Here is a 16530-nt window from a genome sequence, read left to right on the forward strand (position 1 = left end):
AACTATAAGGTAAATGTATTGTCTGATTTGTCCTTATCAGGTGTATGAGGATCGCCCATAACAATCTTGATCAACTTTTTATCTGTTACTAGATTAATCTGAATGGTCAGATCACCTTTTTCCCAGACACCAATATTGCGATGTAATTTTTCAGTTGATCCATCAGCGAAAGAAAAATTAAGATCTATGGGGAGGGGCTTATTACTTTTATTCTGTATAGTAATTTGATAACCAGCAACTGTTTTAATTGTTGCCGTGATGCCCATATCTGTAATACCATCATCAAAAAACCAGCGCTTCCAGAACCAGTTGAGATTTTTACCAGAACCTTCATTCATGCTATAAAAAAAATCATAAGGGATAGGGTGCTTACCCTGCCATTGATCAATATAGTGATGAAGTGCTTTATGGAATAAATCGTCACCCAGATAATCCCACACATATAAATAGCCCATACCGGGTTTAGGATATGGATTTGTAAAAGTTGCTGCACCTTTGAGATCAGTGGTAAAAGTCATAATAGGCGTATCCTCCTTTTTACCGGAAGATGAAGCAGTTTGCTGCACTCCATAGGTATCCACCATGTTGGTATCTATACGTGGTCCGTTCAACCATTCGCCAATGGTTGCCCAGCCTTCGTCCATCCATGAATATTTGGTTTCATTGATCCCCATATAAAAAGGAAACATGGTATGGAATATTTCATGTACAGTTAGTGTTATTGCATCTTCCCTATTTTTAACTGGATTATCATTAACCATCATTGGATATTCCATTTGATCTAAACCGTCAAAAACTGTAATATGAGGATAAGGAAATGGCCATTTCGGAAAATCATAACTCATGGCATGAACAGATTTTTTAGCAAAATCAATCACATCATAATAATCCTTATGAGCGGGATTAAATGCTGCGTCAACACGTGTTCTCCTCCCCGATTTAGCGTCTACAATAAGGCTAGTTGATTTCCATAGGTAATGATTACTAGTCGCAAATACAAAATCTGTCACGTTTCTTGCATGAAACTTAAATACGTTCTGCGATTTTCCTGAGGTCACTAAATTTTGCTCCAAGTCTTCAGCGGTAATAACATTTACAACAGCGTCGGATTTTTCAGCTTGCAGAAGTCGGTCGTATATTTTGGGCTGTAGTACTACACTTCCGTTTAAAAGATCACCAGTTGCCCATACCATGTAGTTTTTTGGAACAGAGATTTCCGCAGTAAAATCACAAAAATCATTATAGAACTCCTCTTCCCCCGTGTAAGGATATTTATTCCAACCATCCACATCATCGTATACTGCTATGCGAGGGAAAAAGTAAGCAATAAAGTGAGCGCCTTTATCTACTTCTCCAGTTCTGAGATGAGAGCCTTTGTTTAAAGTATAGGAATAGTTTAATGAGACTTTTAAAGACTTACCTGGGGCTAGAGGCTGTACGTCCAGGTACATATTAGTTCCTTCAATTGTGTAATTGGAAGATTCGTAAACCCTACCCGATATTTTTAAAGAGGTAATTGATACACCATCGCCAAGATCTGCTGCTGCAATCTTACTTTTCTTAATTGCAGATTTAGTGTACAAATTTGGATATAGCTTAAACCAGATTTGCTTTAGTGTATCAGGACTATGATTTTCATAAACTATTTCCTCCGTTCCCTTAACGAGGCGAGTATTGGGATTAAAATCTGTTTTTAATATATAGCTAGCTTTATTTTGCCAATAATTTTTACCAGGTTTTCCAGAAACATCGCGAGTTTGATTCTTATAGGCTGGCTGCATTGATTGCAACATTGGAAGTTCCTGCGCTAAAAGTTGGCAACTAAAAAGAACTAAACCTAAAACTCCAAGGTATCTTTTCATTTAAGATCTCTATAAATAAAATACTATTTGCCGAATTTCATCTTTAACTGATCCAACATATCATTGGTAACGGCAGCGGCAGGTTTCTCTTTTTTAGGTAAGAAATGCGGCCTCGGTTGATTATTTACCGGAACAGCCTTATTCACATCAACAGGAACATCAGCCTGAGGATCTGCAACAGCTTTTTGTTTTTCATTCTGCTGCTTTAGCAATTTGTTTTGTTCCTTTTTTTTGTTCCAGCGTTCCCATACCTCGGTCAGCTTCTTTTTAGTGTACAAAGGAAAATCTCCTTGTTTCATCCAGGCATAATAGCTTGGCTCCAGGTCAAAAACCTGCTCTACGGTTTTACCTTTGTGCTTTCCGAAATTGAATATTTCCTGGTCCTGTTCATTAAATACCATTCTTCCGGCAAAATCTACCGGCTTATTCATATTGGTAAACAGATGAAGCGCATCTACGCTATTCTGGACTGGTTTACTAATATTGCCTTGCTTATCTTCAAAATCTACATCCTGGTAACGCTCCAATTGTGCAAGTAAAACATGGTAAGTTGCGGTAATATCTGCTTCTGCAGAGTGCGCATTGATGATGTCTTTATCGCAATAAAACTTATAAGCAGCACGTAAAGTACGCTGTTCCATTTGATGGAAAATGTTTTGAACATCAACAAATTTCCTATCATTCATATTAAAATCTACTCCCACTCTCAAGAACTCTTCAAGTATAACAGGTATATCAAACCTGTTGGAGTTATATCCCGCCAAATCTGCATCACCAATAAAATCTGCAATATCCTGCGCTACCATTTTAAACGTAGGTTCGTTAGCTATGTGCTCATCATAAATTCCATGTATCAGCGAAGACTGCAAAGGAATTGGCATTTCAGGATTAATCCTTAAGGTTTTAATAACCTCAGTACCATCAGGCATCGCCTTAAGAATTGCGATCTCAACTATCCTGTCAGCACCAACGTTAACACCAGTTGTTTCAAGATCAAAAAAAGCGAGAGGACGTATTAAATTTAATTTCATATTTAGGATTTTGTAGCCTTTCAAAAGTCGTAAAAATGATTCATTAATCATTAAATATGTTTTTTTATTTCAATACAAGAGTTATCTTGCGACAAGCAAACTTATAGTTAACCTCTATATGAAAAACTTTAATGCATCATTACAAAGTGGGCCTTATCTACAAAAATGCTTTGTGAGGAAATGTCTCTTACTAATTGTCTGCATTTTTATACTGGATAACGCCCAGGCTCAAAATATGCCAGAGCTAAATACTGACTTGATATCGTCTAATTTAAAGCAACGTGCTAACGCAGTGGTAAGAAGCGAAGTGACTATGGTAGATATGAGGGCGCCGGATAACGTTATATTAACGGTTAAGCAGGTAATTACAGTACTAAATAAAAATGCGGACAGGGCTGTGACTTTGGCTTTAAATTATGATAAAAATACAATTATTAAGAGTGTAAAGGGACAAATTCTAAATCCCTCAGGCGAACAAATGGGAAAATTTACACTCAGTAATTTCATCGACCAAAGTGCAGTGAGTGATTTCTCTTTATATGAAGACTCCAGAGTTAAATATTACACACCAAATATCAACTCCTATCCTTATACAATTGTCTATGACTATGAAATAAGATTTAAACAAAATCTGAATATCCCAGTGTGGTATGCTACACCAGACTTAAATGTTGCCGTGGAAAAAAGCACTTACACTTTTATAAACAGAAGTGACGACAGTGTTAGAATAAAACAATACAACTATAAAGGACAGCCAAAAATTGTTGAAAAGAATAAAGTAATAAGTCGGACCTGGGAAATTACAAACATCGCTGCATTGCGTACTGAACCATATGCCAGACAAAAAGATTATCTAACCTATGTGAAGATTGCACCAGAGAAGTTTACATATTATGGTCATTCAGGAACCTATAAGAATTGGGGAGAGCTTGGGAAATGGATATATGACGATTTAATTAAAGACCGGCAACAGCTCAGCGAAAAAACAGTTCAGCAAATTAGAAACCTGGTTAACGACGCGGCAAGCGAGAAAGAAAAAGTAAAAAGAATTTACAAATACGTTCAAAAGAAGACGAGATACATCAGTGTACAAGTGGGTATTGGTGGGTATCAGCCTTTTCCGGCTTCAGATGTTGACCAGTTATCTTATGGAGATTGTAAAGCATTAGTTAACTATGTTCAGAGTCTATTAAAGGCGGCCGATATAAACAGCTATTATTGCATAGTTAATGCCGGGGAGATTAAACAAAGCTTAGATCCCGAATTTGCCAGCATGGACCAGGCAAACCATATTATTTTATGTGTTCCACTTAAAAATGACACCACATGGCTGGAATGCACAAGTCAGGATATTCCTTTCGGTTATCTTGGTTCATTTACGGACGACAGACTGGTTCTTGCCTGTACCCCAGATGGAGGAAAATTGCTTAGAACACCTATTTTAAGTACTGAGAATAATCAACTTAATAGAGTTGCAGAATTAAGATTGAATAATGAGGGTAATATAACCGGTTCACTTAAAACCACTTTTTCAGGCTCCCAGTATGAGAACTATCAAGGCTTAATTAATAAACCATATACGGAACAAATTAAATTATTAAAAGACGAATACGACATCGACAACATAAATTTTACTGATTTAAAGTTGATACAGATTAAAGACGAAAAGCCAATTACAACTGAATCTGTTAGTTTCACGATTCAAAAATACGCGTCACAATCAAACAACCATGTTTATTTGTTCCCAAATGTTTTCAATAAGATATCATCTATTCCAGAACTGAGAGGTAGACAGTCGCCAATATATATAAACCGTGGATTTACAGATGAGGATATTTTAATTTACCAGCTTCCAGAAAGTTACAAGATCGAATTGAAACCTGAGAATAGAGAAGTTAGCTCTATTTTTGGTTCATATCATGTCTCCATTGAAATTAAGGACAAGAATTTAATATACAAGAGAAAAATGGTTTTAAAGAGCGGCCTATATCCTGCCTCAAATTATGAAGATTTAGCCAACTTTATTAATACAATTAGCGGGGCAGATAATAGTAAAATTATATTTAAAACAGACTAACTTAAAAATATAATCCCCAAAGTAATTCCAATGATCATGATTAAATACATCAAGATTTCTGTTGTAGCAAACCTCTTATACTTTGACCAAAAAGACCTACCTTTTTCTTCCATTTCACAAATATCGCAAAATAACCTATCAAAAAGTATGATAACCTCTGCTTTAATGAAACTAACTTAATCTATTTTTCGCTTCCCATGAGACATTTTTTTTCAGCATTACTAGTAATATTATTCTTTTCTTCTGAACCAATAGCTGCTCAGGACTTTGAATTTGGCAAAATAACAAGTGAAGATATTTCCTTGTCAAATAAGAAACTAGATAGCAATGCTAACGCAATGGTAATAAAGGAATACGGAACTGCCTTCATCAATTATTCCATGAGCACCTATTTTGTTGATTATTATTACCATGTTAAAATTAAGATTTTTAACAAAAATGGCTTCAATAAGGGCAATATAGAGATCCCATTAAGTTTTCATACAGATTTGGACGATGAAGTGAAGGAATTAAAGGCAGTTACCTTTACCAATGTAAACGGAGTAATAACAAAAATAGAATTGAACAAGAGCAATGTTTTTACTGACAAGGTTAATAAATATTATAAGCTAATGAAGTTTACCATGCCTAATTTGGGTGAGGGAAGTATTATTGAATACAGCTATAAAATGGCGATACCAAGAATTCAAAACTTTCATAGTTGGGATTTTCAATCTGACATACCTAAACTTCATAGTGAATACCAGGCCCGTATACCTGCCATGTTTGATTATAATGCGTCGCTAAGGGGTGGCAGGAAATTAACTTCTCAAACAAATGTTTTAGAAAAGGGATGTTTTATGATTGGCACAACAGGAATGGATTGTTCTAAGATTACCTACATCATGAAAGATGTTCCGGCTTTATTAGAAGAAGATTATATGACATCTCCATCTAACTATAGAGCGTCAATACGTTATGAACTGGCTGTTTATGAGACACCATTAGGAGAAAAAATCAACCTTAGAAAAGACTGGTCTGACATTGAAAAAGAATTAAATGTTGAAAAATCATTTGGAGCGCAAATAAGAAAACAGGATATATTTAAAGACCTACTTCCGGGAATTATCGGTAACTCAGCCGACGAACTTAGTAAAGCGAAAGCCATTTACTACTATATCAGTAAAAACATCAAAGCAAATGGTTTTAACGGCATATATAGTATGTCTACAATTAAGACTGCCTTAGAACATCATACAGGAAATATTGGCGATATAAACCTTGCTTTAATTGCTGGGCTCAAAGCTGCCGGCCTAGATGCAGAAGCTGTTCTAATATCTACAAGGGATAACGGCATTGTAAACGAACTTTTTCCTGTATTGAACAATTATAATTACTTAATTGTAAAACTTAATATAGGAGATGAGGTATATCTGCTAGATGGTTCTGATCCTTACCTTCCCTTTGGTCTGATACCATTATACTGTATTAATGGAAAGGCGAGAGTTATTGGTCAGAAAAAATCATACTGGTATGATGTTAAAGCAAATCAAAGAAAATCTACAATTTATCAGCTTACTGGCGAAATAAATCAGGAAGGAAAGTTAGAGGGTAGTCTAGTCATCTACTCATTAGGCTATGACGCACTAAATAAAAGGAAAGAAATACTTTCTGCCAGTTCAATAGAAGATTACGTTGAAAAATTAGATGAACGAATGACCCAGATTACCATTCTAAACCATAAGATTGATAATATAGATTCACTCGATAATTCATTAATCGAAACCTACGAAATTTCCATGAAGTTGTTTGAGGGGGCCAAAGTAGAACAACTCTTTTTTAATCCCTATTTCATAAGTCACATCACGAAAAACCCATTCAATTTAAACGAAAGATCTTACCCTGTAGATTTTGGGACTACAAGTAGTGAAAAAGTAATAATGAGAATAAAATTACCTGAAAAATTTGAGCTGGCAGAAAAGCCAAAAAACACAAGTGTATCTATGGAAGAAAATGGTGGAAAATATAGTTGTATAGCATCGTTTGAGAACAACACACTAGAATTTAACCAAAGTCTGCAATTTGGAAGGTCGGTTTACCTATCTGAGGAATACCTTGCATTGAAAGAATTTTTTAACCACATCATCCAATCGCAAAAATCAGATTTGATATTTAAGAAGCGCAAATAGCTAATTTTTAAAAATTCCAGCCTTAACCATAGCCTTTTGATATACAGGTAAATTCAAATCATCTACTACCACTCCTCTAGTGGTTGATGCATGAACAAAATAATTGTTATTGAGAAATACGCCAACGTGATCCACCTCTTTACCCCCAAAGGAAAAGAAAATAAGATCTCCTTCTTTTAGTTGCCCCAGACTCTTCTCCTTAATGGTCTCTGCCTGGTCTCTTGATCTGCGGGGCAAATCAACTCCATAAATATCTCTCTCCAACAAAAGTGCAAAACCTGAGCAGTCAATACCAGATTTATCCAGGCCACCAAGGCGGTATTTAACACCCGCCCAATCCGTAATAAAACGATATAAATTTTTAGTTTTAAGATTTGCCATTGCATTTGCAATATTTGCGGCAGAGGCAGTGGTATGAATAGCAGGCCTTCTGGAACTACAGGCAGACACGATGACCAACATTAGAAATAAGACAGGTAGTCGGCATGTTCTTGTTAAAGAATGGTTCATAGGCTTACTGTTTAATAATCCGTTGGATCTCGTCAAGTTTAATCAATGCTTCAACAGGCGTAAGTATATTTACATCTAGGTTATTAATGGAGTCTCTGATCTTCACCAAAACTGGATCTTCTACTGCAAACATTTGCAATTGGTAAGCTTGGTTTTGAACTTTTTTAATGCTATCCTTAATACTCTGACCCTCGGTTCTGTCAATCTCCAGTTTCTTTAAAATCTCGTTGGCACGGTTGATAAGCTTTGGAGGCATGCCAGCCATTTTTGCCACATGAATACCAAAACTATGCTCACTTCCACCAGGCACAAGCTTTCTTAAAAAGACCACTCGATTACCAACTTCTTTAATAGAAACATTGAAATTTTTAATACGTCCCATTGTATTAGCCAATTCATTGAGCTCGTGATAATGGGTAGCAAACAGGGTTTTAGGTTTGGCCGTTGGGTGCTGGTGGAGGAATTCTGCAATGGCCCAGGCAATAGAAATACCATCGTATGTACTGGTACCTCGACCGATCTCATCTAAAAGAATTAAGCTATTATCTGATATATTATTCAGAATACTTGCTGTTTCATTCATCTCTACCATAAAGGTACTTTCACCCGATGAAAGGTTATCTGACGCACCTACTCTGGTAAATATTTTATCAACCAAGCCGATGGATGCCGTTTTTGCAGGCACAAAACAGCCCATTTGAGCCATTAGGACAATTAAGCCTGTTTGCCTTAGTATAGCTGATTTACCTGACATGTTTGGCCCGGTAATGATGATAATCTGCTGGTTTTCGTTATCCAAAAATACATCATTGGTAATATACTCCTCACCTATTGGCAAACGCCGCTCTATAACAGGGTGTCTTCCTCCTTTAATATCCAGAGTTTTAAGGTTGTTAACTTCCGGTTTTATATAATGATTTTTAATAGCCAGCTGTGCAAAACATAACAATACATCCAACTGTGCTATTAAGAAAGCATTGAGTTGAATTTGTTTGATATAGGCAGAAACTTGATACATTAACTCATTGTATAACCTAATTTCAATAACCTGAATTTTCTCTTCTGCTCCAAGTATCTGCTCCTCATATTCTTTTAATTCAGGAGTAATATATCTTTCTGCACTAACCAGTGTTTGCTTTCTAATCCAATCTGCAGGAACTTTATCTTTATGCGTGTGTGTCACCTCCAGATAGTAACCAAAAACATTGTTAAATGCTACTTTCAGGGAGGGTATACCTGTGGATGCGGCTTCACGCTTTTGGATTTCTACTAAATAATCCTTACCGCCAAAAGCAATTTTACGGAGGCGGTCCAGATCCTCATCTATACCGTCTGCTATAACGTTTCCTTTTATTAACAAAGCTGGTGGGTCTTGCTGCAGTTCTCTTTCTAGCTTTTCCCGAATGGTTAAACAAGGATTAAGCTGGTCAGCAAGCACTGTTAGAAAAGGATTTTTCGTATCCTCTGCTAATTTTTTAACCGACTCTATATGATATAGTGCCTTCTTCAACTGACTAAGTTCACGGGGACCAACTTTCTGAAGACCAACTTTAGATATGAGCCTTTCCAGATCACCTATCTGCTTAATGTGGCTTAAAAAACCATCCAATAGCTCTTCTTCCTTAACAAGATACTCTACCATCCCTAATCGCTCTTTTATTGGCTTCAACTCCTTCAAAGGCATAATGATCCATTTATAGAGCAAACGGGCACCCATTGGGGTTGAGGTTTGATCTAGAACCTGAAATAGAGTAATGGCATTATCGTGAGGAGAGCTAACCAGTTCCAGGTTACGGATGGTAAACCTATCCAACCATACATAGGTATCTTCTTCCAACCTTGCAATCGAGCTGATGTGTTTAAGGTTGCGGTGCTCTGTATCATTTAAGTAATGTAAAACCACGCCCGCAGCAACAATTCCAGTTTGCAATTTATCTACACCGAAACCTTTTAAAGAATTGACCTCAAAATGCTTAATTAGAATCTCATTTGCATAATCATTTGTAAAAGCCCAGTCGTCCAAATGAAAGGTATAAAACTTGTCGCCAAATTGCTCAACAAACTCTTTGCGTTTACTTTTCTGATAAACCACTTCATTTGGTTTAAAACCCTGAAGCAGCTTATCGATGTACTCTGCATCCCCTTGGGCAACGAGGAACTCCCCTGTTGAGATGTCTACGAAAGAAACGCCAACAACATTTTTATCAAAATAAACGGCTGCCAGATAGTTATTGGACTTCTGGCTAAGAATATTATCGCTATACGCTACACCCGGAGTGACTAACTCTGTGACACCTCTTTTAACTATGGTTTTGGTAGCTTTTGGATCTTCCAGCTGATCGCAGATGGCAACACGCTGCCCAGCGCGGACAAGCTTGGAAAGATAAATATCTAGAGAATGATGTGGGAATCCTGCCAGCTCTAATGCACCATTTGGGCCAGTACCCCTCCTTGTCAGCACAATTCCCAAAATTTGCGAAGTTTTTATCGCATCTTCTCCAAAAGTTTCATAAAAATCACCAACTCTAAATAACAACAATGCGCCAGGATACTTTGCCTTGATGACATTGTATTGCTGCATTAAGGGTGTTTCCTTATAAGTATCTTTAGCCAAAGTATATCTGTTTACAAAATCGTAAATATACTACCTTGATCTGTAGGCTTTATGATTTGTGGAAAAGTTAAAAATTGTGAATAGGTCTAAAGTTTTGAAATGTACGACAAAAACAGCTGTAATGCCTCCTTCTTTTTATCAGTAAGTTCGAAATCTAGCTTATTAAACAGATAATCTTCCAAATCAAAACCTTGGTATACTGGCAGTTCTTTTAGTAATTCTTTGCGATAAGATAGCCCTAGTGCCAATGCTTTGTTAAACTCTGATATGAATTCATCAGGAATTGTCCTATTGGCAACCCATGCGGCATATACGAAAGGAAGACCAGTAAAATTCATCCATTCTTCACCCATATCATATGCAAAACTGTAGGAATCCTTTTTACCAAAAGTACGGTCTCCAATCAAAACGATTGCATCAGTTAACGTATCAATATCCGTAATATAATCAACATCATTTTGCCAGTAGAATTTCAGAAGAACTTTGGCCAGATTATTAGACGTTCGGGAATGACTGTCCAGCCTTAGTGTCTTAATTTCATGGACAGGCACATTGCTAAAAATAAAAACAGAATTAACGGCACCGACAGAGCCTATACAATAACTGGCAACAATATTTGCATTAGGAACGTTAGGTATTGCAGCAACGGGAATCAGACCTATATCCACTTGACCATCAATCAATTTCGCAGCACAATCAGAAGGGATATCCAAACTCAGTTCTATTTTACTGGCAATATCCGAATGTGATATACCATAAATGAAAGGCTTGGTGTTGGTGTAAGCAACAGCAGAAATTTTAAACTTATCCAAAAGAATTATTTTAAATGATCGGTGTTGTTGAATTCTACAATTTGAAAAAGACCATTTATAAAATTGACTTTGTAAAGCGTTGTATTGAGGTGAGGGAAATCGCCCATTTCTGACAATGGCTTATTAGTTAAAAGACATAACAGCAATCGCATTGCCCGCCCGTGCATACAAACTAACAACAGCTTTTCATCAGCTTTGCTGGAAATGATATCTATAGCTTCTTTAAGCCTTAAAAGGACTTGATTCGGGCTTTCACCGCCTTCAAAAGAAGCATCGTAATCTCCGCCCTGCCACTTGTCCATTATATTCTTGAAAGCAGTAATGGCATTTGCATCGTTGGGTTTTCCTTCCCAAATGCCCCATGCCAACTCATCCAAACCGGCCAGTTGTTCCCATGGGATACCAGCGTCAATAAAACCTTTAACGGTTTGATGTGTGCGAACCAGCTTAGAGGTGTATACCTTATCAAAAAGAACGTCTTTGTACTTGGCATAAAATGACTCAGCCTGTGTTCTACCCGCATCGTTTAAATCACTGTTAATACCCCTACCCTGTACTATTCCCTGTTTATTTAAATCTGTTTCACCATGCCTGATGATGTATATTTGTTTATCCATTTAGTTAATAACCGGCAACTTATAAAATTGAGGCTTTATGTCCTCATCAAAAACAACATCAGTAAAATCTGTTACCACATTGTATAAAGTATCACGTTCAATTGGCTTACGCCTCACTTGTTTAATCAGTGCAACAAGCTCCTTGGTACTCATCGCAGGATTTTGTTCTTCAGCTCCAGCCATCGAATAAATCTTGGTGGTATCGTCCAGCGTACCGTCTATGTCATCGACACCAAAATTTAAAGAAAGCTGTGCAGTTTGCCTGCTAATCATTGCCCAGTAAGCCTTGATATGGTCAAAATTATCCAGGTAAATGCGCGATATTGCATAATTTCGAAGATCTTCTATAACTGAGACCTCTGAAACATTTTCCATCTGGTTATTTTGATTCCTGAATTTAAGCGGTATAAACGTTTGAAAACCTCCTGTACGATCTTGAAGTTGGCGTAGCTGCTCCATATGATCTACCCGATGCTCAAACTTTTCGATGTGCCCATAAAGCATGGTGGCATTAGAACGCATTCCCAATTTATGCCACTCCTCATGAATTTGAAGCCATTGTTCTCCTGTGCATTTATCTTTTGCAATAACCTCTCGTACCTCAGGATGAAATATCTCTGCCCCGCCACCAGGAATAGATTCCAATCCTGCCTCTTTCATTAATCTCATACCAGTGGCATAATCAATTTTGGCTTTCTTAAAAATATAGTGGTACTCAACCGGAGTTAATGCCTTTACGTGTAATTCAGGGCGGTGTTTTTTTATCGCTGAAAATAACGTCGAATAAAATGCCACATCGTATTGCGGCAAAACTCCCCCTACAATGTGAACTTCTGTAACAGGATCTCCATCATATTTCCTCACTACGTCAAGCATTTCCTCAAGCGTTAATGCCCACCCTTCATCCTTTTGTTTAATTAAACGGGAATAGGAACAAAACTTACAATCGTATACACAAAGGTTGGTTGGTTCAAGATGAAAGTTCTTATTGAAATAAGTCTTATCGCCGTGTCTCTGCTCTCTTATGTAGTTCGCCAGAGTACCCAAATAACCGAGTTCTGCACTTTGATATAGATAAACTCCTTCGTTAAATGTAATTCTTTGCTGGCTTAATACTTTCTGCGCAATTAATCTATGTTGCTCAGGTATATCCTGATCAGTGATAATTACCGCTAATTTTGAAGTAGTTTCCATTAGTTATTGATATGGAACAAAAGTAAGATAAAAACGACTAACATAGTTCTATACCAAAAAAAAGGCGCCTTATAGACGCCCTCTTTACTTAAATTTTACATTAGCTTACTTTACTGCTTTTGTAAAGTTCAATACGATGTAAGCAGGAGATGTACCGTATTCTACAGGAGATTTAATTACAAGATTGTCCCCGTTCCCTGATGAAAGCATTAGACGATAGCCTGTTGTTACATTTTTAGCTTTATCCCCTTCAAAAATCTTTTTAAACTGGAAAGTTTGATCTGATGGAGAAGCTGACCAGTAAATAGACTGTGTTTTGGCTACACATTTACCACCACCAGGCAATGTGTATGTCCCATTACCACTATTTGTTAGGCTCCATGTACTTCCGATAAAACAAGTGTAAGATCCTTCATCAAACAAAGATTTTACGGCAGATTGAGGCACCCCTTCAAATGTAATGTCATTTAAAACCCAGTTACCGGTAATCTTACCTCTTGATACGTTGGTACTGGCTGCTCCCTTGGGTGAGCAACTTTGTAAAACCATCAATGAACTACATAAAATGGCTGCTATTAGGAATATTCTTTTCATATGAATGTTATTTTGCTATTCAATTACATAAATCTTGCCAAAACTTAAACGTAATATTCTATACCTTTATCATTACTTTATTTTAAACACAAATTTTAGCATTTAACATCTATATAATGAAGACTGAAACTCTAGCTATACACGCCGGAAACCTATTTAAAGCGAGCACAAATGATGTAATAAAACCGATCAGCTTGTCAACTACGTTTTTAAGAGATGAGGATGGTGGCTATTCTGGTGGACATGTTTACAGCAGGGTTAGTAATCCAAACAGATCGAATCTTGAGAAAACTCTTGCTGAATTGGAAAAGGGTGTGGATGCTTGTGCATTTTCTTCAGGCAACACGGCTGGCATGAGTCTTTTTCAAGCATTAAAGCCAGGCAGTCATATTATCGCACCCGACGATATGTACTGGGGATTTAAGAAACAATTGCAATCTATTTTTGCAGAAACACTGGAGTTCGATTTTATAGATCAAACAAATTTAGAGCTGATCAAATCTTATATTAAGCTTAATACTGTTTTAATTTGGACTGAGACCCCATCAAACCCGTTACTTAAAATAACAGATATTGAAGCTATTGCTGCAATTGCAAATGAAAACAATTTGGTATTGGCATGCGACAGTACGTTTGCTTCTCCATGCCTCCAAAATCCAATATTACTAGGTGCAGATATTGTAATGCATTCATCAACAAAATACATTGGAGGGCATAGCGATGTTTTAGGGGGTGTATTAATTACAGCCAAACAAGATGATCTGTGGCAGGCAGTACGCAATGTACAACAGATTGGCGGCGCTGTTCCCTCACCTTTCGATTGCTTTTTATTATTAAGAAGCATTAAAACCATGCCCTACCGAATGCGAGCACATAGTGAAAATGGGTTTGCGCTCGCTGAGTTTTTGGAAGCACATGATGCAGTGGAAAAAGTCTTTTATCCCGGCTTACCTTCTCACCCACAATACGAGATTGCAAGAAAACAGATGACTGCTTTCGGCGGAATGCTTTCCATTCTGGTTAAAGGTGGTGCTGATGAAGCCCGACGCGTAGTGAATGCCGTTAAAATATTTTCCCAGGCAACCAGCTTAGGGGGAGTGGAGAGCTTGATAGAACACCGTGCATCGGTAGAAGGGCCGGATACCAAAACCCCACAGAATTTAATTCGGATATCAGTAGGCCTGGAGCATATTGACGATCTAATTATGGATATTGACCAAGCTTTGCAGCAATAAACAGTGTAAATCTGTATAGATTAAGCTCGTGTTAAATAAATTATATTTTTAAAAATCAATTAGTTACAAAATATTCAGAATTATATTTTGGTTTTTGCAAACTACCCCATTACATTTGTACTAATATCTAGCGATAGCTAGAAAAGTCAATCCTATTTTACAGGTTTGATTTATAAAGAAGTGGCGAGAGACAGGCTCTATGACCCACTGGCAACCCTCCCAAAATGGAGAAGGTGCCAATTCCTGACCGAGAAGCATGGTGCTTATTGGAAAGATAAATTGGAACGAAATGAAAAATGAAAAATTCTCACCAGAGCAAATGAATTTTTTTATACCTCAGTGCGTATTGTGTATGTGCTGTTGCATATTATAATTTATAAATCTTCCATTTGCATTTCTCTATTCATTAGGAAGGCCCATAAAAAGGGTACGGAAAATATTGCGCTCCTCGGCGGGGTAAAATTCAGTTCTATCAATTCATTTAAATAAGAAAACATGTCAACTTCCTATAAATTCGAAACATTACAATTACATGCAGGTCAGGAAATCGATCCTACAACAGGATCAAGGGCGGTTCCTATTTACCAAACTACTTCATTTGGATTTAAAAATTCTGAGCACGGTGCAAACCTGTTTGCATTAAAAGAATTTGGAAATATTTACACACGCATCATGAATCCAACTACTGATGTGTTTGAAAAAAGGGTTGCTGCCTTAGAAGGAGGTGTTGCCGCTCTGGCGGTTGGCTCAGGACAAGCAGCCCAGTTTATTGCTTTAAACAACATTTTACAGGCTGGGGATAATTTTGTCTCTTCTTCTCATCTTTACGGGGGTTCTTACAATCAATTTAAAGTTGCCTTTAAACGCCTGGGAATAGAGGTAAGATTTGCCAACGGCGATGATGAGGACGATTTCGAAAGAAAGATAGATGCCAACACAAAGGCCATTTATTTGGAAACTATTGGAAACCCTGCTTTTAGCGTTGTTGATTTCGAAAAATTAGCCGCAATTGCCAATAAGCATGATCTGCCATTGATTGTAGACAATACTTTCGGCGCTGCAGGATACTTGTTTAGACCATTGGAACATGGTGCCCACATCGTTGTTCAATCCGCCACAAAATGGATTGGTGGACACGGAACCAGTATTGGTGGAGTAATTGTTGACGGCGGAAATTACAATTGGGGTAATGGAAAATTCCCTCAATTCAGTGAACCTTCTGAAGGTTACCACGGACTAGTTTTTAGTGATGTTTTTGGAGCCGCTGGGCCATTCGGCAATATCCAGTTCATCATTCGTGCAAGAGTTGAGGGATTAAGAGATTTTGGTCCTGCCATTTCACCATTTAATTCCTTTCAATTAATTCAGGGTCTGGAAACATTATCACTCAGAGTTCAGCGCCATGTAGATAATTCTTTGGAATTGGCCAAATGGCTGGAAGACCATGAGGCAGTAAAAAAAGTTAACTATCCGGGATTAAAAAGCAGTCCATATCATGAGAATGCCAAAAAATATCTTAAAAATGGATTTGGCGCAGTGTTGTCATTTGAACTAAACGGCGATCTCGAAAATGCTACCAAGCTGGTAGACAGCCTTAAGCTGATCAGCCACCTCGCAAACATGGGTGATGCGAAAACGCTGATTATCCAACCAGCGGCTACTACGCATCAGCAACTAAGTGCATCTGAACAATTAGCTGCTGGCGTAACTCCAAGTTTACTGAGAATATCTGTCGGAATTGAACATATAGATGACATCAAGGCTGATCTTGAACAGGCATTTGCCGCTATTTTTCACTAATATCCATTATCCCAAT

General features: G+C 37.4%; 12 protein-coding genes and 1 riboswitch. Of the genes, 4 read left to right on the top strand and 8 right to left on the bottom strand.

The window, feature by feature from the left end; all coding sequences use genetic code 11:
- Positions 1-2 precede the first annotated feature (2 nt).
- Positions 3-1862, bottom strand: a complete 1860-nt coding sequence (locus ACVWYN_RS06560) for a M1 family metallopeptidase (protein ID WP_457288030.1) — start codon at positions 1860-1862, stop codon at positions 3-5.
- A 23-nt stretch (positions 1863-1885) separates the two neighbouring features.
- Entirely contained in the window at positions 1886-2893 is a 1008-nt protein-coding gene (locus tag ACVWYN_RS06565) for an exonuclease domain-containing protein (RefSeq protein WP_457288031.1), read from the bottom strand.
- Between the two features lie 235 nt (positions 2894-3128).
- Between ACVWYN_RS06565 and ACVWYN_RS06570 the strand changes: the two genes are divergently transcribed.
- Together ACVWYN_RS06570 and ACVWYN_RS06575 are read left to right on the top strand one after the other, a co-directional pair.
- Complete coding sequence (locus tag ACVWYN_RS06570; protein ID WP_457288032.1) at positions 3129-4970, top strand: DUF3857 domain-containing protein; 1842 nt, start codon at positions 3129-3131, stop codon at positions 4968-4970.
- A gap of 197 nt (positions 4971-5167) precedes the next feature.
- On the top strand, positions 5168-7138 hold the full coding sequence (locus tag ACVWYN_RS06575) for a DUF3857 domain-containing protein (RefSeq protein WP_457288033.1): 1971 nt from the start codon (positions 5168-5170) through the stop codon (positions 7136-7138).
- On the opposite strand, the gene ACVWYN_RS06580 is transcribed toward ACVWYN_RS06575, so the two are convergent.
- From ACVWYN_RS06580 to ACVWYN_RS06605, 6 genes are all read right to left on the bottom strand, one after another.
- Complete coding sequence (locus ACVWYN_RS06580; RefSeq protein WP_457288034.1) at positions 7139-7648, bottom strand: C40 family peptidase; 510 nt, start codon at positions 7646-7648, stop codon at positions 7139-7141.
- Positions 7649-7652: 4 nt separating this feature from the next.
- Entirely contained in the window at positions 7653-10262 is a 2610-nt protein-coding gene (gene mutS, locus ACVWYN_RS06585; protein ID WP_457288035.1) for a DNA mismatch repair protein MutS, read from the bottom strand.
- 86 nt (positions 10263-10348) lie between these two features.
- Positions 10349-11074, bottom strand: coding sequence for a menaquinone biosynthetic enzyme MqnA/MqnD family protein (locus tag ACVWYN_RS06590; protein ID WP_457288036.1), 726 nt, complete (start codon positions 11072-11074; stop codon positions 10349-10351).
- A gap of 5 nt (positions 11075-11079) precedes the next feature.
- Positions 11080-11691, bottom strand: coding sequence for a histidine phosphatase family protein (locus ACVWYN_RS06595; RefSeq protein WP_457288037.1), 612 nt, complete (start codon positions 11689-11691; stop codon positions 11080-11082).
- The gene (gene mqnE, locus ACVWYN_RS06600; RefSeq protein ID WP_457288038.1) at positions 11692-12885 is read right to left on the bottom strand and encodes an aminofutalosine synthase MqnE; all 1194 of its coding nucleotides are present in this window, start codon (positions 12883-12885) and stop codon (positions 11692-11694) included.
- Between the two features lie 105 nt (positions 12886-12990).
- A complete protein-coding gene (locus ACVWYN_RS06605) occupies positions 12991-13479 on the bottom strand; it encodes a hypothetical protein (RefSeq protein ID WP_457288039.1) in 489 nt (162 codons plus the stop codon).
- A gap of 116 nt (positions 13480-13595) precedes the next feature.
- Here ACVWYN_RS06605 and ACVWYN_RS06610 point away from each other — a divergent pair, with 116 nt between their 5' ends.
- Positions 13596-14714: a trans-sulfuration enzyme family protein gene (locus ACVWYN_RS06610; RefSeq protein ID WP_457288040.1), complete on the top strand. Its 1119-nt coding sequence runs from the start codon at positions 13596-13598 to the stop codon at positions 14712-14714.
- 167 nt (positions 14715-14881) lie between these two features.
- Positions 14882-14995, top strand: a riboswitch (SAM riboswitch).
- 214 nt (positions 14996-15209) lie between these two features.
- Entirely contained in the window at positions 15210-16514 is a 1305-nt protein-coding gene (locus tag ACVWYN_RS06615) for an O-acetylhomoserine aminocarboxypropyltransferase/cysteine synthase family protein (RefSeq protein WP_457288041.1), read from the top strand.
- The last annotated feature ends 16 nt before the right edge of the window (positions 16515-16530 follow it).

The organism is Pedobacter sp. UYP24 (assembly GCF_054057295.1).